Origin of the sequence: Bradyrhizobium sp. SEMIA (assembly GCF_014844175.1) — a bacterium.
GTDB lineage: Bacteria > Pseudomonadota > Alphaproteobacteria > Rhizobiales > Xanthobacteraceae > Bradyrhizobium > Bradyrhizobium arachidis.
In genome coordinates, this window is the sequence record NZ_CP046601.1 from 5045653 (window position 1) to 5072128 (window position 26476).

Genomic DNA, 26476 nt, shown 5'->3' on the forward strand with positions numbered 1-26476 from the left:
TATAGATTGCGCGCGCCAATATTCCGTGAGACAGACATGCCCGATTTTCCGACACTGGCGAAACTGGCCGAAGACCTCGAAAGCGGCCGCACCACCTCCCGCAAGCTGGTCGAGGCGTGCATCGCCAAAATCGCCGACCCCGCCGGCGAGGGCCAGCGTGCCTTCATCCATGTCGACAAGGACGCCGCGCTCGCGACCGCGGATGCGATGGACGCCTTGCGCAAGGTCAAGGCGGCGCCGTCGCCCTATGCGGGTATCCCGATCTCGATCAAGGATCTCTTCGACATCAGGGGGCAGACGACGCGCGCCGGCTCCCGTGCGCTCGACGATTCCGATCCGGCGGAGCACGACGCGGCGGCGGTCGCGCGGCTGCGCCACGCCGGCTTCGTGCTGATCGGGCGCACCAACATGACCGAGTTCGCCTATTCCGGCATCGGCATCAATCCGCACTACGGCACGCCGAAGGGCGCCTGGAACCGGGCCGAGGGCCATGTGCCCGGCGGCTCGTCCTCGGGCGCGGCGGTGTCCGTGCTCGACGGCATGGCGCATGGCGCGCTCGGCACCGACACCGGCGGCTCCTGCCGCATTCCGGCGGCCTTCAACGGCATCGTCGGCTACAAGCCGACGCAGCGGCGGGTGCCGCTCGACGGCTCCGTGCCGCTGTCGTACTCGCTCGACAGCATTGGGCCCTTGGCGCGATCGGTCAGCTGCTGTGCCATTCTCGATGCGGTGCTCGCGAACGAGCCGATCGTTCCGCTCAAGCCGCGCCTGGTGAAGGGCATGCGGCTCGCGGTGCCCACCACGGTCGCGCTCGATGATCTCGATGCGGCTGTCGCCGGGACCTTCGAGCGCGCGTTGAAGACACTTTCTGATCATGGCGCCAGCATCGAGCGCATCGAGATGGCGGAGTTCCACGACGTCGGGCCGATGAACGCCAAGGGCGGCTTTGCCGCCTCCGAGAGCTACGCCTGGCACCGCTATCTCATCACCGCCAAGGGTGACGTCTACGATCCCAGGGTCTTCGTGCGCATCATGCGCGGCGAGGCGCAGAGCGCGGCCGATTACATCGATCTCCTCAACGAGCGCCGCTCGCTGATCGCCCGCGTCAACGCGCGCATCGCGCCCTATGACGCCCTGGTGCTGCCGACCACCGCCAACACGCCGCCGAAGATTTCAGATTTGGCCGACGACAAGGCGTTCGCCACGCAAAATCTGCGCGCGCTGCGCAACTGCACCCTGATCAACATGATCGACGGCTGCGCCATCTCGCTGCCGTGTCATCGCGAGGGCGACATTCCCGTCGGTCTGATGCTGGCGGGGGCGGGCGGTTCCGATCGCCGTATCTTTGAACTTGCTGCCGGCATGGAGGCCGTCATTCGTGTTTGATCTCACTTTCACCGTCGACGCCCAGGACACCACCACGCCGCTGACGCTGGCGATCGACCAAATGGTCATCGCCGGCTGGACCGGCCGCGATCCCGTCGCGCGCGACAAGCACATCGCCGAGTTGCAGGAGATGGGCATCGCCCCGCCGGCCTCGACGCCGATCTATTACCGCGCCTCGGCGCGGCGGCTCACCATGGAAGACCGCATCGAATGCACCGGCGGCGATTCCTCGGGCGAGGTCGAGTTCGTGCTGATCGGCTGGCAGGGCCGCATCTTCGTCGGCTGCGGCTCCGACCACACCGACCGCAAGGTCGAGGCCTACAACGTCACGGTCTCCAAGCAGATGTGCGACAAGCCGGTCGCCTCCACGCTGTGGGAGCTGGAGGACGTGCTCGGCCACTGGGACAAGATGATCCTGCGCTCCTACGCCACCATCAAGGGCGAGCGCGTGCTCTACCAGGAGGGCACGCTGGACGCGATGCTGCCGGTGAATGACCTCATCGCGCGAGGTTTCGAGGGCGGCAAGCTGCCCGACGGCTGCGCCATGTTTGGCGGGACCTTTGCCGCCAAGGGCGGCATCCGCTCGGCTGATCGCTTCGACTTCGAGCTGGAGGACCCCGTGCTGAAGCGGACGATCAGGCACGGCTACGACGTGTTGACGCTGCCGGTGCGGGGCTAGCTCCCATCCGGAAATCGGGTGGCTGTGGCTGCCGCGATCTGCCACACCCACTCCTGTCATTCCGGGGCGCGACGTAGTCGCGAGCCCGGAATCATAACCACGAGTGGAGTGATCGGATCCGGCTCGCGCCAAGTGGCGCGCCCCGGAATGACGGAGTGGATAGGATGAGCGCTAATGGCTATCGCGAAACGTGTTTCCGCCGCTGTCGATGACGCGACCGACCTCACCGCCCACGTCGACACCCTCGACTGGCCGCAGATCACCGCCGAGCTCGACAGCCAGGGCTGCGCCGTCCTGAAGGGCCTGCTCACGCCGGACCAATGCGGCGCCGTCGCCGCGCTCTATCCGGACGACGCGCACTTCCGCAGCCGCATCGTCATGGGCCGCCACGGCTTTGGCCGCGGCGAGTACAAATATTTCTCCTATCCGCTGCCGACCTGATCGCGCAGCTGCGCCCGGCGCTCTACGCGCATCTTCAAGCCGTCGCCAATCGCTGGAACGAGGCGATGGGGATCGACATCCGCTATCCCGCGAGCCATCCGGCATTCCTGAAGCGCTGCCATGAGGCCGGCCAGACGCGGCCGACGCCGCTGCTGCTGCAATATGAAGCCGGCGATTTCAATTGCCTGCACCAGGACCTCTATGGCGAGCACGTCTTCCCGCTCCAGGTCGCGATCCTGCTGTCCGAGCCGGGCCGCGACTTCACCGGGGGCGAGTTTGTGCTGACAGAGCAGCGGCCGCGCATGCAGTCGCGCGCCGAGGTGGTTCCGCTCACGCAGGGCGACGCGGTTGCCTTCGCTGTGCATCACCGCCCGGTGCAGGGGACACGCGGCACCTATCGCGTTAATCTGCGCCACGGCGTCAGCCGGCTTCGTTCGGGGCAGCGCCACACGGTGGGTGTGATCTTCCATGATGCCAAATGAGCGCTACGATTGATTGGTGATCTGTTCGACAGCGTTGCCGAGGCGCAGCCGTCGCGCGAGGAGATCGCCGACGGCGCCGTGCTGCTGCGCGGCTTCGTCAAGCCGATCGAGAGTGAGCTGATCGACGCCGTGCGCGCCATCGTGGCGCAATCGCCGTTCCGGCGGATGACCACGCCCGGCGGCCATTTGATGTCGGTGGCGATGACCAATTGCGGCGAGCGCGGCTGGATCACCGACCACACCGGCTATCGCTATGATCCGATCGATCCGCGGACCGGCGCGCCGTGGCCGGCGATGCCGCAAGTGCTCCGTGATCTCGCCCGCAACGCGGCGGAGCAGGGCGGCTTCCAGAACTTCGCGCCCGATGCCTGCCTCGTCAATCGCTACGAGCCCGGCACGCGGCTGTCGCTGCATCAGGACAAGGACGAGCTGGATTATTCGGCGCCGATCGTCTCGGTTTCGCTGGGCCTGCCCGCGACCTTCCTGTTCGGCGGCCTCGCCCGCAGCGACAAGCCGCGCCGCTTCCGCCTCGTCCACGGCGATGTCGTGGTGTGGGGTGGCGCCAGCAGGCTCGCCTATCACGGCGTCGCGCCGCTCGCCGAGGGCGAGCATGCGCTGCTTGGACGGAAGCGGATCAATCTGACGTTTCGCAGGACGCGGTGAAGCTTTTCCGTCATTCCGGGATGCGCCGTAAGGCGCAGGCCCGGAATCCATACTCCCGATCGTGGTTATGGATTCCGGGCTCGCGCTACGCGCGCCCCGGAATGACAGAAACTACGGCTTCGGCGGATGAATGAACGCCCACGGGCTGACTTCCGAATCCCTGGTCACCTCGACCGAGATTAGATACGGCCCACCGTGGCTAAGCGCCTTCTCCATCGCCGCCTTGAACTGCTCCGGCGCCGTCACGCGCGCCGCCGCCACACCAAAGGACTCCGCGAGCTTGACGAAATCCGGATTGACCAAATCCGACGCCACCACGCGACCATCAAAACGTTCGCGCTGGTCGCGGCGGACATTGCCATAGGCGTTGTTGTTGAACACCAGCGTCACCACGCCGATGTTGAACTGCACGGCGGTGGCAAGCTCCTGCACGCCGAACATGAAGCCGCCATCGCCGGTGATCGCGACGACCGGCTTGTCGGGATTGGCGACCTTGGCGCCAAGTGCGGTCGGGAAGCCCGAGCCGAGCGTGCCCTGATAGCCCGACGTGATGAAGGTGCGCGGCTCATAGATCGGAAAGCCGTACCAGGAGGCAAAGCCGACCTGCGACAATTCATCGGTGACGATCGCGTTCGCCGGCAGCACCTCACGCAGGATGTTGAGATACGCCATCTGCGGCTGGACGCGCTGGATATCGGCTTGCGCGGCGGCAGTGGCCTCACGGATCGCGGCACGGCGGCCGGCGGTCTTGCTGTAGCCGGCCTTGCTGACGGCGGCGGCGAGATCGGCAGTGGCGGCCCTGGCATCGGCGACGATGGCGATGTCGGAGATGAAGCGCCGCATCTCGACGGGATCGATGTCGATGCGGATGCTCTTCAACCCGTCGGGCCGGTACGGCCAGCGCGACATGGTCGGCAGCTCCAGCCGCGTGCCGATGCCGATCATCAAGTCCGTGTTCGGCCACAGCCTGTAGGCGGCGGCCATGGTGAGGCCGAGCTCATGCGCATTGGAGACGATGCCGCGGCCGCTGCGGAAGGCGACCACAGGCGCATCGATCATCTCGGCGAGCTCGAGGATCTCCGCGCCCGCATCGATCGCGCCGCTGCCGACGAAGATCATCGGCGCCTTGCTGGCCTTGATCAGCGCGGCCGCCTGCTTGATCGTGTCGGGATCAGGCAGCGGCGCGGGCAGCGGCTCCAGCACCTGTGCGGCACAGGTGTCGGCGCGCTGGGTGAAGACGTCCCAGGGCATTTCGACCGAGGCAGGGCCACGCCGGCCTGAGGTCATCTCCTGGAAGGCGCGCGCCACCGTGGTCGGCGCGTTGCCGGGCGTCTCGACGCGGTCGGCCCATTTCACATAGGTGCGCAAGGTCGCGAGCTGGTCCGGCATCTCGTGCAGATGGCCGCGGCCCTTGCCGAGGAACTGCGTCGGCACCTGGCCGGTGACGCACAGCACCGGCTCGTTGCAGCCATAGGCGGTGAGCAGCGCCGCGCTGGCGTTGAGCACGCCGGGGCCGGGCACCACGCTGAACACCCCGGGCCGGCCGCTTGCGCGCGCATAGCCGAACGCCATGTAGCCGCAGGCCTGCTCGTGCCGCGCGCCGATCACCTTGAGCTGGGCCTGGTGGAATGCGTCGAACAGGCCGTAGATCTGCGCGCCGGGCAGGCCGAACACGGTGTCGACCCCGTGAGCGACAAGGCCGCTGACGATCGCTTCGCCGCCGGTGAGGGTGGTCATTGCACTATTCCACTTCCATTGTTGTTCAGGCTTCGTCGACGACACCGTTACGTAAAGAGCCGATGCCCTCGGCCGCGACTTCAATCACGTCGCCCGGCTTGAGGTAACGCGGCGGTTCGAACCGTGCACCGGCGCCGGTCGGCGTGCCTGTCACAATGACGTCACCGGGAACGAGCGTTGCGAAGGTCGAGATATAGCTGATGAGGTAGCGGAACGGAAACATCAGCCGGCTGGTGCGGTCGTCCTGGCGCAGCTCGCCGTTGACATGCGTGGTGAGGCGGATGTCGGCGATCTGGGATTCCTTTGTGTAAGGCACGAGCCACGGCCCTAGGCTGCCGCTGGAATCAAAATTCTTGCCCTGCGTGACGTTGAATTTGGCGTGGCGGAGCCAATCGCGCACCGAGCCTTCGTTGCAGAGCGTCAGCGCGGCGATGTAGTCGAGCGCGGCGCTTTCCGCAATGTGCCGCCCGGGCTTGCCGATCACCAGCACGATCTCGCCTTCATAGTCGAGCTGGTGTGAGGCGCGCGGACGTACCAGCGGCGTGTCGTGGCCGACGAAGGAGCGGGGCGAGCGCATGAACATGCTCGGATATTTCGGCGCGTCCTGGCCGTCCTTGTACTCGGCGTTGCGATCAGGATAGTTGACGCCGATGCAGATGATCTTTTCCGGTGCAGGGATCGGCGGCAGCCAGGTGATATCGCCGAGCGCGTGATCCGGCGCGCGGCTGGCGGCTTCTTCCGCAAGGCTTGCGAGCTTTCCGGCCGCGATCACCTCGCGCAGCGTCGGATAGTCTCTTGCGTAGCGCGCGGAGAGATCGACGATGCCGCCCTCCAGGACGGCGCCGTAGCTGACATCACCCTTGACGGAATAGGTGGTGAGGCGAGGGAGTTTCATTGGCGATCTATCTCTCTGTCGTCCCGGCGAAAGCCGGGACCCATACCGCGGAATCTATCGATTGGATGAGGCAGGAGTACCGAACAACGGGTCTTCGCCAAACTCCGCCCTGTGGTTATGGGTCCCTGCTTTCGCAGGGACGACGGGGAGAGAGGCTTTGTCTGTCAGCATCAGTCCGCCACCAGCACGTCGGCCACGAACTTCGGCTCGCGCACGGCCTGGTCTGTGAACGGCGAGCCCTGCTCGAACCAGGAGCGCGGCGCCGGTGCGCCCCACAGCGTCTGGCGGCGCGGATCGCGCAGCGACCAGCGCAGCGGCTCATGGTCGTGATCGCCGGTAAAGTAATCGCTGGTGTAGAGCTCGAGGCGGTGGCCATCGGGATCGCGCACGTAAAGGAAGAACGCATTCGAGATGCCGTGGCGTCCGGGGCCGCGCTCGATGTTCTTCACGAACCCTTGCGAGGCCATGACGTCGCAGAGATGGATGATGTTCATCGCCGTCGGCGTCCAGTACGCAAAATGGTGCAGCCGCGGGCCCTTGCCGTTGGTGATGGCGAAATCGTGGACGTTGCCCTTGCGATGCATCCAGGCCGCGGCGATGCGGCCGTTCGGCCCGTCCTCCTCGGCATATTCGGTGAGGCGGAAGCCGAGCCGCGCATAGAAATCGACGGTGTCCTGCACCTCGGCGGCAAAGACGTTGAAATGGTCGAGCCGCTGCGGGTGGCAACCGCGGTAGAGATCATAGCGGCGCAACAGATGCGGCCGGCGGTCCATCGATGCGTAGAGCTCGATCTGGAAGCCGAAGGGATCGGTGAACTGCAGCGTGCGGCCCTGGAAGGGCTGGTCGACGAAGGAATAGCCAAGACTGTTCTCGGAGAGGAACGCGGCGGCCTTGTCGAGATCCTTCTCGTTGCCGACCTTGAAGCCGAGCCGGTTGCAGGCCGGCACGGCCGCTTTCCGCAGCACCAGCGAATGATGCTGATGCTCCTCGGCGGCACGCAGGTAGACGACCTTGTCGTCGGCGTCCTCGACATGCATGCCGACAGTCAACTCGTAGAACTCGCGGCTCAGCTTCAGATCGGTCACGTCGAGCACGACGTGGCTGGAGCGGATGATGTTGAACGGCGGCTCAAAGACGTGTTGCGGTACGGGCATTTGCGGCTCCCCTCGGTCCTGTCATTCCGGCGGCTCGAAGAGCCGAACCCGGAATCCATCGTGCAGCAGTGTCGGTGGATGAATGGATTCCGGGCTCGCGCTACGCGCGCCCCGGAATGACGATCAAATTCCCAGCTTCTGAATCTTGTGCGTGCCCCGCGCCAGCGAGACGTGCTTGGTTTCCATGTAGAAGTCGAACGAGTAATCGCCGCCGTCGCGGCCGATACCGGAGGCCTTCATGCCGCCGAACGGCGTCGGCAGATGGCGGACGTTCTCCGAGTTCAGCCAGATCATGCCGGCCTCCAGCGCGTCGGCGACGCGCAATGCGCGGCCGACGTCGTTGGTCCAGACATAGCCGGTGAGGCCATAGCGGATGTCGTTGGCGATCTCGATCGCGTCCGCCTCGTCCTTGAACGGCAGCACGGTGAGGAAGGGGCCGAACACCTCCTCCTGCGCCACGCGCATCTTGCCGTGTGCGCCGGTCACCAGGGTGGGCTCGACATAATGTCCGCCGCCGGGGCCGTCATAGGCCTTGCCGCCGACCGCAATCGTGGCGCCGTCCTGGCGCGCGACGTCGAAATAGGAGCACACCTTTGCGAGATGCCGTTCGTGGATCAGCGGCCCGATCTCGGTGGCGGGGTCGAGGGGATGGCCGACCTTCAGCGCCTTCACGCGCGCGGTCAGCTTCTCCACGAACTTGTCCGCGATGCTCTGCTGGATCAGCAGGCGGCTGGAAGACGTGCAGCGCTCGCCGTTGAGCGAGTAAATCATGAACACGACGGCATCGAGCGCGCGGTCGAGATCGGCGTCGTCGAAGACGATGACGGGGTTCTTGCCGCCGAGCTCGAAATGCACGCGCTTCAGCGTCGGCGCGCCCTGAACCATGATGGCGGAGCCCGTCGCGCTCTCGCCGACGAAGCCGATCGCCTTGATGGCGGGATGCTCGGTCAGCGCCTTGCCGGCTTCCTCGCCAAAGCCGTGGACGGTGTTGAGCACGCCGTCGGGCACGCCGGCTTCCTTGACGAGCCTTGCCAGAATGCTCGCCGTCACCGGCGACCATTCGGCCGGCTTGTGCACGACGGTGCAACCGGCCGCCAGCGCAGGGGCGATCTTCCAGGTCGAGAGCATGAACGGCGTGTTCCACGGCGTGATCACGCCAACCGGGCCGATCGGCACGCGGGTCGAGATATTCCAGTGCTCGTCGCTCGGCGTGTTGAGGCCGTCGCGGGCCTCGGCGCATTTGTCGGCGAAGAAGCGGAAATTCTCGGCGGCGCGGATCGCGGCCTTCGCCATGAAGCGATAGGCCTGCCCGGTGTCGATGCATTCGAGCACCGCGATGTCTTCGGCGTTGTCCTCGATCGCGTCGGCGACACGATGCAGCAGCTTGCGTCGCATCGCCGGCCCCATGTCGCGCCAGGACTTGAAGGCGAGAGCAGCGGCGGTCGCGGCTGCATCGATGTCCTCGGCATTACCGCGCGCGACGCTGGCGAGCACAGCGCCATCGACCGGCGACTTGGTCTCGAAGGTCTCGCCCGAGATCGAGGCGACGGTCTTGCCGTCGATCATGTGGCCGATGCCGTCGGCCCGCAGCTTCCTTAGGAGCGGCGCGACGCGGTCGCGATTGGCCTGGAACACATCGGCTTTCGGGATGGGCTTATCCATGTGCGGCCTCCACTTTCAGGGCGTCGTGGATGTTGTTGCGCTTCCAGCTGGTGTCCTTGTCGTTGATCTGCATGTCGAACGACAGGGCGAACTTGCTGGCGGCGAAGACGGGATCGAGATGCTTCGACAGCGCCTGAAACACGTGCTCGCCGGCTTTCTGGCGGGTCGGCAGATCCCGGCCCTCGCCGATGCGCAGCACCATGTCGAGAAAGCCGTAATCCTGCCGCGCGTCCGCAATCGCGTAGTGCTCGCATTTGATCGCGCGGACGCGGATGCCGCCGAGCGGGAAGATGCCGGTCTCGACCGCGGCCTTGCGCACGACCTCGCAGACCGCTGCGATGTCGAGGCGGCGATCGAGATTGGCCGAATATTCGATCGTGAAATGCGGCATCGCGGTTTCACTCCCTGTATTTTTATCGCTCAGGCGAAGTAGCAGCTGACAGAGCCGTAGGCGCCATAATCGGCCTGAATTGTGTCGCCCTTGCGGGTCTCGATCGGACGGATGAAGGAGCCGGCGAGCACGACCTGTCCTGGCTCCAGCGCAAGACCAAGCGGCGCGATCTTGTTGGCGAGCCAGGCCACGGCAGTGGCGGGATGATTGAGCACGCCGGCGGCGAGCCCCGTCTCTTCCAACTGGCCGTTCCTGAAACACAGCGCGCCGATCCAGCGCAGGTCTGCATCGAGCGGACGGATCGGCCGTCCCCCGAGCACGATGCCGGCATTCGCCGCATTGTCGGCGATGGTGTCAAAAATCTTTCGCGTCGCCTTGGTCTTGGGATCGACGCGCTCGATCCGCGTGTCCAAAATCTCCAGCGCCGGCACCACGAAGTCGGTGGCATTCAGCACGTCGAACATCGTGCAGTTGGGCCCAGCGAGCCGCTTGCTCATGACGAAGGCGAGCTCGGCCTCGACGCGCGTCGCGATGAAGCGCTCGGTCGGGACAAGGCCGCCATCGGCGAAGAACATGTCGTCGAGCAGCACGCCGGAATCCGGCTCGTCGATGTTGAGCGCGCTCTGCATCGCCTTCGAGGTCAGGCCGATCTTGTGGCCTTTGACGATGCGCCCCTCCGCGATCTTGACGTCGACCCAGGCCTTCTGAATCGCGTAAGCGTCAGTGATGGTGATCTCAGGAAAATCCTGCGAGAGCTGCCGGATCTGCGTGCGGGTCTTCTCCGCCTGGTGCAGACGGTTCGCGCAAGCTTGGATATCGTCGTTGGAAAGCGCCATTTGTGATCTTACAAATCGTGGTGCCTGGAGATATTTAACATGTTAAGTGAATGCGTCAAACGGAATCTGGCTTTGTTGCACTGCAAACTTTTGCGGGGTGAAAGGACGCCATGACGAAGAGACCGGGTGATCCGGCAAACGGTGGTACGCCTGCCGCGCGGCAGGTGCCGATGCGCGACTTCTCGCGCTCGCTGCCGATGTCGCTCTTGCGGGCGCGCGAGGCCGTGATGCGGCAGTTTCGCCCCTCGCTGCGGGAACACGGCCTCACCGAGCAGCAATGGCGCATCCTGCGCGCGCTCGCGGCCATCGAGGCGGTCGAGGTCACGGAACTCGCGCGCACCGCGTTCCTGCTCGGGCCGAGCCTGTCGCGCATCCTGCGCGATCTCGAGGCGCGCCATCTGATCGAGCGCAAGACCGCGAAGAACGACCAGCGCCGCAGCATGGTCTCGATCTCGAAGGAGGGCGTGAAGCTGATGGCCTCCGTCGCGCCGACGTCGGAAGCGATCTATGCCGAGATCACGCGGCGCTTCGGCGCCCACAAGCTCGCCGAATTGCAGGACATGCTCGGCGAGTTGGAAACGTGCCTCGCTTCCACGGATGCGCGTGACGATTTCACGGACGAAACGTAGCGGCAAATTTGCATGATGACGTTCCCGTCACGCATGACTGATATCATTGCATAATGCGTGGGCAGAGCGCGCCACGTGAAATGCGCGAAATCCCCTGGAAAACAAGCTGAGAATAGATGGCGGCCGCAGGTGTTAATCACCTCGGGAGCGTGCGCTCTCCGCACTTAGTTGATGATGTCTCAATATCAATTTACTCACGCCGGGAGAATCCGTAAGTAGCATCCGGCTCTGTATTCAGTAACGAAGCCAAACAAAGAAGGGCCGACAAGGATGCCCGGCCCCAGGGAGGAATGAATGAAACTGACGCGACGCGACTTCACTGCCGGAATTGCTGCCGGCATTGCCGCGCCCTACCTCATCAAGAGCGCACATGCGCAAAGCGCCACCATCAAGATCGGCATGTGCGCGCCCGTCACGGGTCCGGCCGCTGAATCCGGCGGTTACGCCATCAAGGGCGCCAGGCTCGCGCTCGAAGCCGTCAACAAGGCCGGCGGTATCCTGGGCAAGCAGGGCGAACTGATCGTCGAGGACGACCAGACCACCAATCCCGGCATCGTGCTCGCGTTCTCCAAGCTCGCCGCGCAGTCCGACATCGTCGGCTTCCTCGGCTCGATCCGTTCGACCCAGGTGCATGCGATGGCGCCCGACGTGATCAAGCTCGGCAAGCCCGTGATGATCGGCGGCACCGATCCGAATCTCACTCACATGGGCAATCAGTGGCTGTTCCGCTGCCGTCCGAATGACAGCTATTCCGGCCGCGTCATCGCCGAATACGGCGTCAACACGCTCGCCAAGAAGAAATGGGCCGTGCTGCGCTCGACCGATGCGTTCGGCACCGCGGGCGGCAAGGCGCTGACTGAAGCGCTGACCAAGCTGGGCGCGCCGCCCGTGCTCGATCAGGGCTACGCCAACCAGAGCCAGGATTTCACCCCGGTCGTGCTTGCCATCAAGCAGTCGGGCGCCGACATCCTCGGTTCCTACTTCACCTTCGAGAACGATCTCGGCATTTTCGCCCGCCAGCTCCGTCAACTCGGCGTCAACATTCCCTGGGTCGGCTCTCCCTCGATCGTCAACATCACCGCGCTGAAGCTCGCAGGTCCCGCGCTCTACAACACCTATGGCGTCGCCGACTATGCCGAGGATTCCAGCGAAGGCTCGAAGGCGTTCGGCAAGATCTACCGCGACGCGGTCAAGGTTGCGCCCGACAACCAGAGCTCCTGGACCTTCGACGCCATCAACGTGCTCGCGCAGGGCATCAACAAGGCCGGCACAACCGAGCCCGGCAAGGTTCGCGAAGCCATCCTCGCGATCAAGAAGTTCGCCGGCGCCGAGGGCGAATACAATTTCGACCAGAACGGCGATGGTCTTCACGGCTACAACATCGTGAAGAACGACAAGGGCAAGATCGTCTTCGACAAGCACATCGAGTTCAACGACTGACGTTGAAACGACCTCCTCGATTCCAGTCGGGGAGGTCGAAACGTCTTTCATTGGACGAATCTGACCTCCAACAGAACGCTTGTCATGGATCTCGCCCTACAACTCCTGTTTACCGGCATCGGTATCGGTGCCGTCTACGCGCTGGTTGCGCTCGGCTTCGTGCTGATCTTCCGTGCCACCAACGTGGTGAACTTCGCCCAGGGCGAATTCTCCATGGTCGCCGCCTATCTGATGGTCGTCGCGATCGAAGCCGGTCTGCCCTATTGGGCGGCCTTCATCGTCGCGCTGCTCGGCATGGCGCTGCTTGGTGTCATCTTCAATCTCGGCGTCTACTATCCGCTGCGCCACCGCACCTATCTGCCCGTGATCATCGCCACCATCGGCGCCTCGATCCTGCTGGCGAACTCCGTGCTCGCGATCTACGGCCCTCAGCCCCAGGTGCTGGAAGGCTGGTTTGAGACCCCGGGCATTCAGGTCGGCCCGGTCTATCTCGACAGTCAGTATCTCCTGATCATCGGCGTCACGATTTGTCTCGTGATCTTCAATTTCTGGTTCTTCGAGAAGACGCTGCTCGGCAAGAAGCTGCAGGCGACCTCGCAGGACAAGGAGATGGCTTCGCTGCTCGGCATCTCCGTCTCCACGATGATCATGATCACGTTCATCTATTCGGCCGTGCTCGGCGGTCTCGCCGGCATCCTGGTCGCACCGGTGCTGTTCGTCTCGATCCAGATGGGCTCGACCATCGCGCTGAAGGCGTTCGCGGCCACCATCATCGGCGGCTTCGGCGATGTCGCCGGCGCCATCATCGGCGGCCTTGCGCTCGGCGTGATCGAGACGTTTGGCGCCGCCTATGTCTCGGTGCCCTACAAGGACGGCTTCGCCTTCCTGGTGCTGATCGCCTTCCTGATCTTCCGGCCGCAGGGCATCTTCGGCGAACGCGTGGCGGAAAAAGCATGAGCGCCCCCAGCGACAACATGCCGATTCCGGCGCCCGCCATCCACTCGAAGCCGCTGCTGGTCCGGCATCTGCCGTACTTCATCGGCGCCGCGATCATCGTCGCGCTCGCCGCGACCATGCGCTTCGACGGATATGTCCACAACATCCTGCTGCAGGCCACCACGTTCTCGATCGCGGTGTTCGGCCTCTCGGTCGTGCTCGGCCTGTGCGGCCAGATCAATCTGGCGCAGGCCGCATTCTTCGGGCTCGGCGCCTACGCGGTCGGCATCGGCACGACGGACCTGCATGTCAGCTTCTGGGTTTGTCTCGTCGGCGGCTGCCTGATCTCGCTGCTGGCCGGCGCGTTCCTCGGCATGTCGACCTTGCGGCTCGGCGGTCATTATCTCGCGATGGTGACGATCTCGTTCCAGCAGATCGTCACGCTGGTGATGATCAACGCAATCTGGCTGACGCACGGTCCCGACGGCGTTCCCAACATCAAGCGCCCGGAGCTGTTCCAGTCGTCGCAGAGCTATCTCGCCTTCTGCGTCGCGATGCTGGCGATCGTCGGTTATCTGGTCTGGCATCTCGCCGATACCAAGCTTGGCCGCGCCATGCGCGCGGTGCGCGACAACGAGCTGGCGGCCGGCGTCAATGGCATCGACGTCTTCCGCACCAAGATCTACGCCTTTGCGCTCTGCGCATTGCTCGGCGGTCTCGCGGGCGGCCTGTTCGCCGGCGGCTTTGCCTATGTCAGCCCCGATCAGTTCTCCTTCGCGGAATCGATCGTGTTCCTGACCATGTCGCTGCTCGGTGGCGTCGCGTCGCCGATCGGCTCGGCCATCGGCACGGGTCTTTTGATCCTGATCCCGGAATGGCTGCGCTTCCTCAAGAGCGTGCCAGGGCTGTACCTCGCGATTTACGGCCTGTTCGTAATCCTGATCATCCGCTTCATGCCCGACGGCATCTGGGGCTTCGTCGCCGATGCTTTCACGCGCTGGCGCGCCAAAACCAAGGCGCCGCCCGCTGCGGCCGCACTGCAGTTGAAGCCGGCAACCGTCGGCGGTGACACGGTGTTGGAAGTTACCGGCCTGTCGAAGCATTTCGGTGGCCTCAAGGCCGTCGATGGCGTCGATATCGCCGTGAAGCGCGGCGGCGTGCATGCGCTGATCGGGCCGAACGGCTCGGGCAAGACCACCACGCTCAACGTGCTTTCGGGCCTCTATGAAGCGACGTCAGGCAGGATCGTGCTCGATGGCACCGATATCACCCACATGCCGCCGCATCAGCGCACGGCCGCAGGTCTCGGCCGCACCTTCCAGAACATCCGCCTGTTCCGTTCGATGACCGCGCTGGAGAATGTTGAGATCGGCGCGGAGCGGCCCGGCAATACCATGGTCGGGAAGGGCGATGACGCTCTCACCGAGCGTGCGATGGAGGCGCTGACCTTCGTCGGTCTCGGCAACCGTGCCAACGAGCTGATCTCGAGCTTCTCTTACGGCCATCAGCGCCTGATCGAGATCGCGCGTGCGCTGGCCTCGAACCCGACGCTGCTGCTGCTCGACGAGCCCGCGGCCGGCCTCAATTCGACCGAGAAGCTGGAGCTGCACGAGCTGCTCAAGCGGATCGCCGCGCAGGGACTGACCATTCTGATCATCGATCACGACATGACGCTGGTCTCGGAAGCGGCCCAGCACATCACCGTGCTCAACTTCGGACGCCGCATCGCGGACGGCGAATCCATGGCCGTGCTGCGTCATCCCGACGTCGTCTCCGCCTATCTCGGGAGCGAATGATGCCGTTGCTCGAAATCCGCAATCTCGTGGTGCGCTACGGCGAGATCGAAGCGCTGCGCGGCGTGACCTGCGCCGTGGAGCAGGGCCAGGTGGTGACGCTGCTCGGCGCCAACGGCGCCGGCAAGTCTACGACCCTGCGCGCCATCTCCGGTCTCGCCAAGCCGACCTCCGGCGACATCCTGTTCGACGGCAATTCGATCGCGGGGCTCGGCCCGGAGGCGATCGTCCGCATGGGCATCAGCCACGTGCCGGAAGGACGCCGCGTCTTCCCGGGTCTCACCGTGAAAGAGAACATCATGCTCGGCGCCTCCAACCGGAAGGCCTCGACCTCGGAGATCTCGCGCGAGGCGGACGCGATGTTCGACCTCTTCCCGGATATCCGCAAGTTCAGCAATGCGCTCGGCTGGACGCTGTCCGGCGGCCAGTTGCAGATGGTCGCGGTTGCGCGCGGGCTGATGGCCAAGCCGCGGCTGTTGCTGCTGGACGAGCCCTCGCTCGGCCTTGCGCCCGTCATCGTGCAGGCGGTGTTCAAGATCATCTCCGAGATCCGGCGCAACACGACCGTGCTGCTGGTCGAGCAGAACGCGCGCATGGGCCTGTCGGTGGCCGATTACGGCTATGTGCTGGAGACCGGCCGTATCGTGCTCGGAGGCAAGCCCGACGAGCTCTGGGGCAACGAAGCCATCCGCGCGGCGTATCTCGGCGGCCATGCCAAGGTGAGCGCGTAGCGGGGCCGGTTCCGTCACCGGGATACTGATTCCGGGCGGAAAAATCCGCCGGTGAAGGTATCGAGGCATCCCCTTGCCGGGCGGCACCCGGGCGGCGATAGTGACCGTCGCCCGCAAGGCCGGCATCCAGAGGGCGATTGCATAGGTCTTGCGTCATTGCGAGCGTAGCGCCGCGACCCGGTTCGCGGTAACAGCGAGGGTGCGCCATGGCGGCGCTCGGCGTGGTGACGAAGGTCCAAACAACACGGTCCAAACAACAAAGAAGGAAGGCAACGTGGCGAACAAGGTCAAGGAAATCTGGAAGTCGGGCAAGGCCGTGGTCAACGCGTGGCTCGCTATTCCCTCCGGCTTCTCGGCCGAAATGATCGCGCAATGCGGCTTCGACAGCGTCACCGTCGACATGCAGCATGGCGTGCAGGATTATCTGTCGATGGTGCAGTGCTTCCAGGCGATGGACAAGCATCCGGTGACCCCGATGGTCCGCGTGCCCTGGAACGAGCCCGGCATCATCGGCAAGGTGCTCGATGGCGGCGCCTATGGCGTGATCTGCCCGATGGTCAACACGCCGCAGGAAGCCCGGAACCTCGTTTCCTATTCCAAGTATCCTCCGCAGGGCGTCCGCTCCAACGGTCCGATCCGTGCGGGCATGTACGGCACCGCGGGCTCCTACCAGAAGACCGCCAATGCCGACACCATCCTGCTGCCGATGATGGAGACGAAGACCGCGGTCGAGAACATGGAAGCGATCCTCGACGTCGAAGGCATCGACGGCGTCTATATCGGCCCGTCCGACCTCGGCTTCTCCTACGGTCTCGAGCCCAAGCTCGATCGCACCGAGCCGGAGATCCTCGCGATCTACGAGAAGATCATCAAGGAGTGCGGCAAGCGCGGCCTCAACCCCGGCATTCATTGCAGCGGCGCCGAAGGCGCGGCGCGCGCCATCAACATGGGCTTCAAGCTCGTAACGCTCTCGAACGAGGTCGGCCTGATGACGACCTACGCCAAGATGCAGGTCAACGCGACCCGCAAGGAGTCCGGCGGCAAGGCCTAAGAAACTTGCGAATGGCGAATGGGGGGGAGCGAATAGTGCTGCTCCCCATTTTCCATTCGCCACTCACCACTCGCTATTCGCCTCCGAAGGAGATTCGCCATGACCATCAGCCCCGTCATCCGCCTGCATCCCGATGATGGCGTGCTGATCGCGCGCGCCAGCCTGCCGCCGGGAACGGTCGTCGCCGACGGCGTCACCACCGTCGATCGCATTCCCTCCGGCCACAAGGTCGCGATCAAGCCGATCGCGGTCGGCGAGCCTGTCATCCGCTACGGCCAGATCATCGGCTTTGCGACCGCACCGATCGCGCCGGGCCAGCATGTGCACGTGCAGAACATCGGCATGGGCGACTTCGCCAAGGACTATGCCTATTGCGCCGACGTCAAGCCGACGCCGAATTTCGACCTGCCGGCAACCTTCGAAGGCATTCGCCGCCCCGACGGCCGCGTCGCCACGCGCAACTATATCGGCATCCTCACCTCGGTGAATTGCAGCGCGCATGTCGCAAGCCTCGTCGCCGACGTCTTCAAGAAGAACCCCTTCACCGGCGACAATCCGCTGGCGGACTTCCCCAATGTCGACGGCGTGGTCGCGCTGACCCACAAGACCGGCTGCGGCATGACCCAGAACGAGCCGCTCGCGCTGCTCCGCCGCACGCTGGGCGGCTATGCGCGTCACGTCAATTTCTCCCATGTCATCGTGCTCGGCCTCGGCTGCGAGGTGAATCAGATCGGCGGGCTCATGGAAGAGCAGAAGCTCGCCGGCCGTCTGCGCGCGATGGACATCCAGGAGGTCGGCGGCACCCGCAAGACGGTCGAGGCCGGCATTGCCTTCGTGCGCGAGGCACTTGCTGACGCCAACAAGGTCAAGCGCGAGAGTGTGCCTGCAAGCGAGCTTACCGTGGCCCTGCAGTGCGGCGGCTCGGACGGCTATTCCGGCGTGTCCGCCAACCCGGCGCTGGGGGCTGCGAGCGATCTCATCGTGCGCCACGGCGGCACCGTGATCCTCTCGGAGACGCCCGAGACCTACGGCGCCGAGCATCTGCTCACGCGCCGCGCCGTCAGCCGCGAGGTCGGCGAGAAGCTGGTCGATCTGATGCGCTGGTGGGACGAATACACCGAGCGCGAAGGCGCCGAGATGAACGCCAATCCGAGCCCCGGCAACAAGGCCGGCGGCCTCACCACCATTCTGGAGAAGTCGCTCGGTGCGATGGCCAAGGCCGGCACCACCAATCTCGTCGAGGTGCTGCGCTACGCCGAGCCCATCACCAAGAAGGGCTTTGTCTTCATGGACACGCCCGGCTACGACCCTGTCGCTGCGACCGGCCAGGTCGCCGGCGGCGCCAACCTCGTCTGCTTCACCACCGGCCGCGGCAGCGTGTTCGGCTGCAAGCCCGCACCGTCGATCAAGCTCGCCACCAACACGCCCATGTACAAGCGCATGGAAGAGGACATGGACGTCAATTGCGGCACCATCCTCGAAGGCGAGGAGAGCGTTCAGGAGTGCGGCCAGCGCATCTTCGATCTCATCCTCAAGACCGCATCCGGCCAGCCGACCAAGAGCGAGAGCTTCGATTTCGGCGGCGCCGAGTTCGCGCCCTGGGTGCTGGGCGCGACGATGTGAGAGGGGCGAATGGGGAGTGGCGAGTAGCGAATAGGAAGTAGCGAGTGGAGCATTCTGCCCCCATTCGCCACTCCCTACTCGCCATTCGCCTGGCTTCGCTACTCACCACTCGCCCGTGCCGTAGGCACACCGTGCCCGTTGTTAGTGCTTGATCGATGTCACCAGCGGTGTTCTGCTCAAAAAAGCTGCTGGAGCACCGCACCCCGTGTCGATCTACGTCGCACTGCATCACGTCACGCATTACAAATACGACCGCCCGATCGATCTCGGACCGCAGACCATCCGCCTGCGGCCGGCGCCGCACACGCGCACGCCGATCCTGAGCTATTCGCTCAAGGTCACGCCATCAAATCATTTCGTGAACTGGCAGCAGGACCCGCAGGGCAACTGGCTCGCTCGCTACGTCTTTCCGGAGAAGACCACCGAGCTGAAATTCGAGGTCGACTTCACGGCGCAGATGACCACGGTCAATCCGTTCGACTTCTTCGTCGAGCCCTATGCCGACAGCTTTCCGTTCGAGTATCCGAAGGATCTGAAGACGGAGCTCGCGCCTTATCTCGAGACCATCAAGCCCGATCGCCTGTTCGCGAAATATCTCGACACCATCCCGCATGAAGCACCGAACACGGTCAACTTCCTGGTCGAGCTCAACCGGGGGCTCCAGAAGAAGGTCCGCTACATCATCCGCATGGAGCCCGGCGTGCAGACGCCGGAGGAAACGCTCGCCTCCGGTGCCGGATCATGCCGCGACTCCGCCTGGCTCTTGATCCAGACCCTGCGCCATCTCGGCCTCGCTGCGCGCTTCGTCTCCGGCTACCTGGTTCAGATCCGTCCCGACATCGATCCGATCGAGGGCCCGCCGGAAGTCGAGAACGACTTCACCGATCTGCACGCCTGGGCCGAGGTCTATCTGCCGGGCGCGGGCTGGGTCGGGTTCGACGCGACCTCCGGCATGCTGGCGGGCGAGGGGCACATCCCGGTCGCCGCCACCCCGCATTATCGCTCGGCCGCGCCGATCTCCGGCGGCGCCGGCTTTGCCGAGGTCGAGTTCGCCTTCGACATGAGCGTGAAGCGCATCCGCGAAGCGCCGCGCATCACAAAGCCATTCTCCGACGAATCCTGGGCGCGCCTCAACGATCTCGGCGAGCAGGTCGACGGCGATCTCGTTGCCCAAGACGTGCGGCTCACCATGGGCGGCGAGCCGACCTACGTCTCGGTCGACGACCTCGAAGCGGCAGAGTGGAATACGGACGCCGTCGGCCCGACCAAGCGCACGCTCGCCGACGACCTGATCCGCCGCCTGCGCACGCGCTTTGCGCCCGGCGGCCTTCTGCATTACGGCCAGGGCAAATGGTATCCGGGCGAGAGCCTGCCGCGCTGGGCCTTCGGTCTCTACTGGCGCAAGGACGGCGTGCCGATCTGGAAGAACGCCGATCTCATTGCCAAGATCGAGAATCCGCGGCGGCCGGAGGTCAGGGACGCGCAGGCCTTCATGGAAGGCACGGCGGCGCGGCTCGGTCTCGACCTCGGCTACATCATGCCGGCCTATGAGGACCCGGCCTATTGGCTGCAGAAGGAGGCCGAGCTTCCGGTCAACGTCGATCCGACGGACTCGAAGCTGTCCGATCCCGAAGCGCGCGCCCGCATGGCCCGGGTGTTCGACCAGGGCCTGACCACGCCGCGCGGCTTCGTGCTGCCGATCCAACGCTGGAATGCACCGCCGCGCTGGCGCAGCGAGCGCTGGCCGCTCCGGCGCAATCACCTGTTCCTGTCGCCGGGCGATTCACCGCTCGGCCTGCGCCTGCCGATCGGCTCGCTCGGCTACGTCCCGCCCAACCAGTATCCCTACATCGTCGAGCAGGACCCGATGGAGCCGCGCGGCAAGCTCCCGGTGTTCACCCGCATGGCGCGCCCGGCATCGCCGGCGCGGACAGCGCCCGAGCAGCTGAACACTGCGATCCCGGTGCGCACCGCCATGGCGGTGGAGATCCGCGACGGCGTGATCTGCGCCTTCATGCCGCCGGTCGAGCGCATCGAGGATTATCTCGAGCTGATCTCGGCGCTGGAGGATACCGCCGAGGAGATGCAGCTTCCCGTCCATGTCGAGGGCTATCCGCCGCCGTTCGACCCGCGCATCGAGGTCATCAAGGTGACGCCTGACCCCGGCGTCATCGAGATCAACATCCAGCCGGCGAAGAGCTGGCGCGACGCGGTCGAGATCACCTCCGGCCTCTATGAGGACGCCGGCAAGGTGCGCCTCGGCGCCAACCGTTTCCTGGTCGACGGCCGCCACACCGGCACCGGCGGCGGCAACCACGTCGTGGTCGGCGGCTCGAGCCCGCAGGACTCGCCGTTCCTGCGCCGGCCCGATCTGCTGAGGAGTCTGGTCCTGTACTGGCAGCGACATCCCTCGCTGTCCTATTTCTTCTCCGGCCTGTTCATCGGCCCGACCAGCCAGGCGCCGCGCATCGACGAAGCCCGTCACGACAGCATCTATGAGCTCGAGATCGCGCTCTCGCACGTGCCGCCGCCCGGCTACCAGACGCCGCTGTGGCTGGTCGATCGGCTGTTCCGCCATCTGCTGGTCGACATCACCGGCAACACCCATCGCGCCGAGATCTGCATCGACAAGCTCTATTCGCCGGAAGGGCCGACCGGCCGCCTCGGCCTCGTCGAATTCCGCGCGCTCGAAATGCCGCCGGATCCGCGCATGTCGTTGGCGCAGCAACTCCTGATCCGCGCGCTGATCGCAAAATTCTGGCGCGAGCCGCAACAGGGCAAGTTCGTGCGCTGGGGCACGGCGCTGCACGACCGCTTCATGCTGCCTCACTTCATCTGGGAAGACTTCGTTGATGTGATTTCTGAGTTGAAGCAGTCAGGCTATCCCTTTGAGCCGGAATGGTATCTGGCCCAGCTCGAATTCCGTTTCCCTGCTTTCGGCCGCGTTCATCATGGCGGCGTGACCTTGGAATTGCGTCAGGCGCTGGAGCCCTGGCATGTCTTGGGTGAGGAGGGCTCGGCCGGTGGCACCGTGCGCTACGTGGACTCGTCGGTTGAACGACTTCAAGTGAAAGCTGAAGGTTTCGTCGAAGGCCGCCACATTGTCACCTGCAATGGCCGCCGCCTGCCGATGACCGCGACCGGCCGCTCGGGCGAGGCCGTGGCTGGCGTCCGCTTCAAGGCCTGGCAGCCGGCCTCCGGCCTGCACCCGACTATCCCGGTGCATGCGCCGCTGACCTTCGATCTCATCGACACCTGGAACGGCCGCTCGCTCGGCGGCTGCGTCTACCACGTCGCCCATCCCGGCGGGCGCAGCTACGACACCAAGCCGGTCAACACCTACGAGGCCGAGGCGCGGCGGCTGGCGCGCTTCCAGGACCATGGTCATACACCGGGTCCGATGCAGCCGCCGCCCGAGGAACGCACAAATGAGTTTCCGCTGACCCTCGACTTGCGGACCCCGCTCCTGCAATGAGTATGATGGTGGGGCAGGGAGAGGGGCATGGCCGAGGGCGCAGCCGAGGATGACAGAGCGGGGCAGGCGCAGGGCCAGCGTGAAGGCCAGCGCCGTCTCGCCCAATGGGTCCGCGACTACAGCCGCCTGCCCGGCATCCCCGACGAGTTTCTGGGGCCCGATGGTGCCCCCCGCGCGGTCTGGAGCCGCTTCTTCGACGCCTTCGGCGCGCTGGCGCCCGACGAGGCCGAGCGGCGCTTCGCCATGGCCGACCGTCACCTCCGCGAGGCCGGCGTCACCTACCGCGCGCCCGGCGACAGCGCCGACCGGCCGTGGTCGCTCAGCCAACTGCCGCTCCTGATCGACGAGGCCGACTGGCAGCAGCTCTCCGCCGGCATCACCCAGCGCGCCGAGCTTCTGGAGCTCGTGCTACGCGACATCTATGGCGAGGGCCGGCTGGTCGCCGAGGGCGCTTTGCCGGCGGCCGCGAGTCGCCGGCAGGCGGCGTGCCGCCGCCGGGCGGGCGTTACCTGTCGCTCTATGCCGCCGATGTCGGCCGCGGCCCCGACGGCCGCTGGTGGGTGCTCGGCGACCGCACCCAGGCGCCGTCGGGCGCGGGCTATGCGCTGGAGAATCGCCTGGTGCAGTCGCGGGCCTTCTCCGATCTCTACAAGTCGATGAACGTGCCGCGCGTCGCGCCGTTCTTCGAGGCGTTCCGTGACAGTCTTCGCGCGCGCGCCGACCGCGACGAGCCGCGCATCGGCGTGCTGACGCCCGGCAGCTTCAGCGAGACCTATTTCGAGCATGCCACGCTGGCGCGCTATCTCGGCTTCCTGTTGGTCGAGGGCGACGATCTCGCCGTCAGCGACAACCGGATCCACATACGCACCGTCGCCGGCCTGAAGCGGCTCGACGTGCTGCTGCGCCGGGTCGATTCCAACTCGCTCGATCCGCTCGAGCTCGATGCGTCCTCGCATCTCGGCGTGCCCGGCCTGATCGACGTGCTGCGCAAGGACGGCGTCGTCGTCGCCAACATGCCGGGTTCGGGCGTCTTGGAGGCGAGGGCGCTGCTCGGCTTCCTGCCGGCGCTGAGCCGCCGCCTGCTCGGCGAAGAGTTGAAGATGCCGCACATCGCGACCTGGTGGTGCGGCCAGCGCAACGCGCGCGATGAGGTGCTGTCGCGGCTCGAGGAGGTCGCGATCGAGGGCGCCTACCGCCGTGGCGTTCCCGGCTTCGACAGCAAAGGTCCGGTGCTCGCAAGCGAGCTCGATGCCAGCGGTCGCCAGCGCCTGGTCGACGCCATCAGCGCGCGCGGCATGGACTATGTCGGTCAGGAGGTGGTGCGGCTCTCGACCATGCCGGTGTGGGAGCAGGGACAGCTCACGCCGCGCCCCTTCGTGCTGCGCGTGTTCGCGGCCGCAACCCCGGACGGCTGGGCCATCATGCCCGGCGGCTTCTGCCGGATCGCCGAGCAAGCCGATGCGCGCGCGGTGTCGATGGGCGACGGCGCGCGCGCGGCCGACGTCTGGGTGGTCTCCGAGAAGAAGGTCTCGACCGCGACGCTGCTGCCGGCGACTGACAAGGTCCGCATCCGCCGCATCGCCGGCGTGCTGCCGAGCCGCGCCGCCGACAATCTGTTCTGGCTCGGCCGCTATCTCGAACGCGCCGAGGCGACGCTGCGCCTCGTGCGCGCGCTGGGCTCGCCGAGCGGACCCAACAAGGGCACAGCGGCCTCGCTGCAATCGGCCGACCGCATCCAGCGTCTGCTGGTGGCCTGGGGCGCGATCTCGCAGGCCTCGCGCGCGGCGCCGGGGCGCATCGTCGCCGAAGCGTTGCAGAGCGCGGAGCGCTTTGGCTCGGCGCTGTCGCTGGTGCGCGCGGCACAGCGCACCGCGACCTCCTTGCGCGAGCGGTTGTCGCCCGATGCCTGGCAGGTCATCACCGAGATGGCCGAGCGCCTCGCGCTCGAGGTCGAGGACGACGACGACGTGCTGAGCGCGGCCGAGCTCACCTTGCAGGAGCTCGCGAGCTTCGCCGGCCTTGCGCAGGAGAACATGAACCGCGCGGCCGGCTGGCGCTTCCTCGACATTGGCCGCCGCGCCGAGCGCGCCATCAACACCACGCGCTTTGCACGTCAATTTGCATATGACGAGGCGGGCGATGAGGATCTCGACATCCTGCTGACGCTGGTGGATTCCCAGATCACCTATCGCTCGCGCTATCTGCTGGCGCCGATCCTCGCGCCCGTGCGCGACCTCGCCGTGCTCGACACCTACAACCCGCGGTCCGTCGCGTTCCAGGTCGCGACCTTGAACGAGCACATCGCCGCGCTGCCGAGCCTGAAGGAGCACGGCCTGATCGAGCAGCCGCAGCGGCTTGCGGTGGCGGTGCAGGCGATGCTCGCCACCGCAGAAGCCGAGAAGCTCGAGGTCAAGACGCTGTTCGGACTGGAGCAGGATCTGCTCAGCCTCGCCGAGGCGGTGGGCTTGCACTACTTCCCGCACGGCCCCAATGCCAGCCGGCCGGAAAAGCTGACGGGGCTGGCGTGATCTACGACATCCGTCACGTCACCACTTACGAGTATGAAAGTCCGGTCAGTTTCGCCCGCTGCACGCTGCGACTGGAGCCGCGAACCGGCAATGGCCAGGAGCTGATCTCGCATCGCGTCGAGATCCGTCCGCGTCCGGCCGAGCGTCATGTCCGGCGCGATTTCTTCGGCACGCTGACCGAGAGCATCGTGATCGAGGCCGCGCATCGCAACTTGCGGATCGATTCACGTTCGCGTGTCTCCGTCGAGCGGCAGCCGCCGGCGCGAGATGCCTCGAGCCCGCCCTGGGAGAGCGTTCGCGACGTCGCCTTCGAAGCAACCAGCCTCGGGCCGTCCTCGCCGGTCGGCTATGTCTTTGCAAGCCCGCTGGTGCCGGTGCTGCGTCCCGTCAGTGCCTATGCTGCAGAGAGTTTTGCGTCAGGCAGGGGTATCCTCGCTGGCGCGGTCAATCTCATGCATCGCATCCGCACCGAATTCCGCTACGATCCCAAGGCCACCGTGATCTCCACGCCGCTCAACGAGGTCTTCGACAAGCGCCACGGCGTTTGTCAGGATTTCGCTCATGTGATGATCGCAGGGCTGCGCGGCCTCGGTCTGCCGGCGGCCTATGTCAGCGGCTATTTGCGCACCATTCCGCCGCCGGGTCAGCCGCGCTTGCAGGGCGCCGACGCCACCCATGCCTGGGTGTCGCTGTGGTGCGGGGCGGAGCTCGGCTGGGTCGATTTCGATCCGACCAACGATCTCCTGGTCGCCAATGACCATATCATGCTCGCGGTCGGCCGCGACTTCTCCGACGTCTCGCCGGTCGACGGCATCATCGTCGGTTCGCCGAAACAGAAGCTCGGCGTCGCCGTCGACGTGCTGCTGGTAGAGTGAATGCCGTGTTCTCACTGCGGTCGCCCGGGCGTGTCGATCCGTTCCCGCAAGCCTGATGTCGCAGAGCACAACGGTAACATATTTCCGTCATCGCGTTGCCGGGGGTTTGGTCACTTGGCCCAAGATGGGCTATGCTGGCCGCCTGCGTCGAGGGCAAGAATGAAACGTCGGGAGTTGGCGTGAGACACCACCGGCAAGCGGGGCTGCATCGAACGGGGCTGCATCCATGATGACGTTACCGAGACTGGCGGCTGAATCCCTGGAGAAGTTGCTGGGCTCGTTCATGCGTCGCAGGTACGACGAGTCCTATGCCAGGGTGGTGGAGGCCTCGACGCGCACCGCAATGGAATGCATCGGCAACAGCGATGCGCTCTATCACAACATCGAACATACGATGCTGGTGACGCTGGCGGCCCAGGCGATCATGCTCGGCCGCAACCTGCACGCGCACATCGATGCCGAGGACTACATTCATGTCCTGATCGCCTGCCTTGCGCACGATATCGGCTATGTTCGCGGGCTGTTTCCGGAGGATGACGAGGACGGTTTCGTGATCGACGAGGCCGGCACCAAAGTGTCGCTGCCGCGCGGCGCATCGGATGCCAGTCTGATGATGTATCACGTTGATCGCTCGAAACTTTTCGTGAGGCGGCGGCTCCCGCCGATCCGCGGCGTCGACAGCGAGCGCGTCGCCCGCGCCATCGAGGGCACCCGCTTCCCGGCCCGCGAGGGGCAGGAATATGACGACGAGGCCTCGATCCTGCGCGCCGCCGACTTCATCGGCCAGCTCGGCGATCCCAACTATCTGCGCAAGGCCAACGCGCTGTACTACGAGTTCGAGGAGGTCGGCATCAACCGCCAGCTCGGCTACGACTCGCCCGCCGACATCGTGAACCGCTATCCACAATTCTATTGGAACAGCGTCGCACCACACATCCAGACCGAGATCGGCTATCTCAACAAGACCGAGATCGGCCGGCAGTGGATCGCCAACCTCTACAGCAACGTCTTCCGCGCCGAGCGCGACATCTCGCTGTCCGGCCCGCAGAAGTAACGGCGCGCTCGTAGC

Annotated in this window: 19 protein-coding genes and 2 pseudogenes; 15 read left to right on the plus strand and 6 right to left on the minus strand. The window is 65.4% G+C overall.

Annotated features, from left to right (window positions below; translation table 11 throughout):
* The first annotated feature begins 36 nt into the window (after positions 1-36).
* The 4 genes and pseudogenes from FOM02_RS24625 to alkB all read left to right on the plus strand — a co-directional run bounded on the left by FOM02_RS24625 (position 37) and on the right by alkB (position 3651).
* Positions 37-1386, plus strand: a complete 1350-nt coding sequence (locus FOM02_RS24625; RefSeq protein ID WP_027558651.1) for an amidase — start codon at positions 37-39, stop codon at positions 1384-1386.
* Positions 1379-2065: a DUF2848 domain-containing protein gene (locus tag FOM02_RS24630; RefSeq protein ID WP_027558652.1), complete on the plus strand. Its 687-nt coding sequence runs from the start codon at positions 1379-1381 to the stop codon at positions 2063-2065. The genes FOM02_RS24625 and FOM02_RS24630 overlap by 8 nt, the downstream gene beginning before the upstream one ends.
* 174 nt (positions 2066-2239) lie before the next feature.
* Positions 2240-2988: pseudogene (locus FOM02_RS24635) on the plus strand (2OG-Fe(II) oxygenase).
* A 9-nt stretch (positions 2989-2997) separates the two neighbouring features.
* The gene (alkB, locus tag FOM02_RS24640) at positions 2998-3651 is read left to right on the plus strand and encodes a DNA oxidative demethylase AlkB (protein WP_027558654.1); all 654 of its coding nucleotides are present in this window, start codon (positions 2998-3000) and stop codon (positions 3649-3651) included.
* Positions 3652-3762: 111 nt separating this feature from the next.
* Here the strand turns inward: alkB and FOM02_RS24645 are convergent, their stop codons facing one another.
* The 6 genes from FOM02_RS24645 to hpaH form a co-directional block, all read right to left on the minus strand.
* Positions 3763-5388, minus strand: coding sequence for a thiamine pyrophosphate-dependent enzyme (locus FOM02_RS24645; protein ID WP_027558655.1), 1626 nt, complete (start codon positions 5386-5388; stop codon positions 3763-3765).
* A gap of 25 nt (positions 5389-5413) precedes the next feature.
* Positions 5414-6283, minus strand: a complete 870-nt coding sequence (locus tag FOM02_RS24650) for a fumarylacetoacetate hydrolase family protein (protein ID WP_027558656.1) — start codon at positions 6281-6283, stop codon at positions 5414-5416.
* Between the two features lie 170 nt (positions 6284-6453).
* Entirely contained in the window at positions 6454-7437 is a 984-nt protein-coding gene (hpaD, locus tag FOM02_RS24655) for a 3,4-dihydroxyphenylacetate 2,3-dioxygenase (protein WP_027558657.1), read from the minus strand.
* Positions 7438-7560: 123 nt separating this feature from the next.
* Complete coding sequence (hpaE, locus tag FOM02_RS24660; RefSeq protein WP_027558658.1) at positions 7561-9099, minus strand: 5-carboxymethyl-2-hydroxymuconate semialdehyde dehydrogenase; 1539 nt, start codon at positions 9097-9099, stop codon at positions 7561-7563.
* Entirely contained in the window at positions 9092-9490 is a 399-nt protein-coding gene (locus FOM02_RS24665) for a 5-carboxymethyl-2-hydroxymuconate Delta-isomerase (protein WP_027558659.1), read from the minus strand. Before FOM02_RS24665 ends, hpaE begins: the two co-directional genes overlap by 8 nt.
* A 29-nt stretch (positions 9491-9519) precedes the next feature.
* A complete protein-coding gene (hpaH, locus tag FOM02_RS24670; RefSeq protein ID WP_027558660.1) occupies positions 9520-10326 on the minus strand; it encodes a 2-oxo-hept-4-ene-1,7-dioate hydratase in 807 nt (268 codons plus the stop codon).
* 110 nt (positions 10327-10436) lie between these two features.
* Here hpaH and hpaR point away from each other — a divergent pair, with 110 nt between their 5' ends.
* The 11 genes and pseudogenes from hpaR (at position 10437) to FOM02_RS24725 (ending at position 26461) form a co-directional block, all read left to right on the plus strand.
* Positions 10437-10955 (plus strand): homoprotocatechuate degradation operon regulator HpaR, encoded by a 519-nt coding sequence (hpaR, locus tag FOM02_RS24675; RefSeq protein WP_027558661.1) that lies wholly within the window; start codon positions 10437-10439, stop codon positions 10953-10955.
* Between the two features lie 294 nt (positions 10956-11249).
* Entirely contained in the window at positions 11250-12395 is a 1146-nt protein-coding gene (locus FOM02_RS24680) for an ABC transporter substrate-binding protein (protein ID WP_265440059.1), read from the plus strand.
* 84 nt (positions 12396-12479) lie between these two features.
* Positions 12480-13352 (plus strand): branched-chain amino acid ABC transporter permease, encoded by an 873-nt coding sequence (locus FOM02_RS24685; RefSeq protein WP_014496848.1) that lies wholly within the window; start codon positions 12480-12482, stop codon positions 13350-13352.
* On the plus strand, positions 13349-15127 hold the full coding sequence (locus FOM02_RS24690) for an ABC transporter permease subunit (RefSeq protein ID WP_027558663.1): 1779 nt from the start codon (positions 13349-13351) through the stop codon (positions 15125-15127). The genes FOM02_RS24685 and FOM02_RS24690 overlap by 4 nt, the downstream gene beginning before the upstream one ends.
* Positions 15127-15855 (plus strand): ABC transporter ATP-binding protein, encoded by a 729-nt coding sequence (locus FOM02_RS24695; protein WP_027558664.1) that lies wholly within the window; start codon positions 15127-15129, stop codon positions 15853-15855. Before FOM02_RS24690 ends, FOM02_RS24695 begins: the two co-directional genes overlap by 1 nt.
* A gap of 274 nt (positions 15856-16129) precedes the next feature.
* Entirely contained in the window at positions 16130-16906 is a 777-nt protein-coding gene (locus FOM02_RS24700; protein ID WP_027558665.1) for an HpcH/HpaI aldolase family protein, read from the plus strand.
* Positions 16907-17005: 99 nt separating this feature from the next.
* Positions 17006-18529 (plus strand): UxaA family hydrolase, encoded by a 1524-nt coding sequence (locus FOM02_RS24705; RefSeq protein WP_027558666.1) that lies wholly within the window; start codon positions 17006-17008, stop codon positions 18527-18529.
* A gap of 205 nt (positions 18530-18734) precedes the next feature.
* Complete coding sequence (locus tag FOM02_RS24710; RefSeq protein WP_027558667.1) at positions 18735-22004, plus strand: DUF2126 domain-containing protein; 3270 nt, start codon at positions 18735-18737, stop codon at positions 22002-22004.
* Positions 22005-22031: 27 nt separating this feature from the next.
* A pseudogene (locus FOM02_RS24715) lies at positions 22032-24532 on the plus strand (circularly permuted type 2 ATP-grasp protein).
* Positions 24529-25407: a transglutaminase family protein gene (locus FOM02_RS24720; RefSeq protein WP_027558669.1), complete on the plus strand. Its 879-nt coding sequence runs from the start codon at positions 24529-24531 to the stop codon at positions 25405-25407. The pseudogene FOM02_RS24715 and the gene FOM02_RS24720 overlap by 4 nt, the downstream one beginning before the upstream one ends.
* 226 nt (positions 25408-25633) lie before the next feature.
* Positions 25634-26461, plus strand: coding sequence for an HD domain-containing protein (locus FOM02_RS24725; RefSeq protein ID WP_027558670.1), 828 nt, complete (start codon positions 25634-25636; stop codon positions 26459-26461).
* Positions 26462-26476 lie beyond the last annotated feature (15 nt).

Coding starts and splice junctions, on each gene's coding strand:
- FOM02_RS24725 (WP_027558670.1), top strand. CDS start 25,634: ATGATGACGTTACCGAGACTGGCGGCTGAATCCCTGGAGAAGTTGCTG.
- FOM02_RS24665 (WP_027558659.1), bottom strand. CDS start 9,490: ATGCCGCATTTCACGATCGAATATTCGGCCAATCTCGATCGCCGCCTC.
- hpaR (WP_027558661.1), top strand. CDS start 10,437: ATGACGAAGAGACCGGGTGATCCGGCAAACGGTGGTACGCCTGCCGCG.
- hpaH (WP_027558660.1), bottom strand. CDS start 10,326: ATGGCGCTTTCCAACGACGATATCCAAGCTTGCGCGAACCGTCTGCAC.
- hpaE (WP_027558658.1), bottom strand. CDS start 9,099: ATGGATAAGCCCATCCCGAAAGCCGATGTGTTCCAGGCCAATCGCGAC.
- FOM02_RS24695 (WP_027558664.1), top strand. CDS start 15,127: ATGCCGTTGCTCGAAATCCGCAATCTCGTGGTGCGCTACGGCGAGATC.
- FOM02_RS24645 (WP_027558655.1), bottom strand. CDS start 5,388: ATGACCACCCTCACCGGCGGCGAAGCGATCGTCAGCGGCCTTGTCGCT.
- FOM02_RS24650 (WP_027558656.1), bottom strand. CDS start 6,283: ATGAAACTCCCTCGCCTCACCACCTATTCCGTCAAGGGTGATGTCAGC.
- FOM02_RS24680 (WP_265440059.1), top strand. CDS start 11,250: ATGAAACTGACGCGACGCGACTTCACTGCCGGAATTGCTGCCGGCATT.
- hpaD (WP_027558657.1), bottom strand. CDS start 7,437: ATGCCCGTACCGCAACACGTCTTTGAGCCGCCGTTCAACATCATCCGC.
- FOM02_RS24705 (WP_027558666.1), top strand. CDS start 17,006: ATGACCATCAGCCCCGTCATCCGCCTGCATCCCGATGATGGCGTGCTG.
- FOM02_RS24690 (WP_027558663.1), top strand. CDS start 13,349: ATGAGCGCCCCCAGCGACAACATGCCGATTCCGGCGCCCGCCATCCAC.
- FOM02_RS24685 (WP_014496848.1), top strand. CDS start 12,480: ATGGATCTCGCCCTACAACTCCTGTTTACCGGCATCGGTATCGGTGCC.
- FOM02_RS24625 (WP_027558651.1), top strand. CDS start 37: ATGCCCGATTTTCCGACACTGGCGAAACTGGCCGAAGACCTCGAAAGC.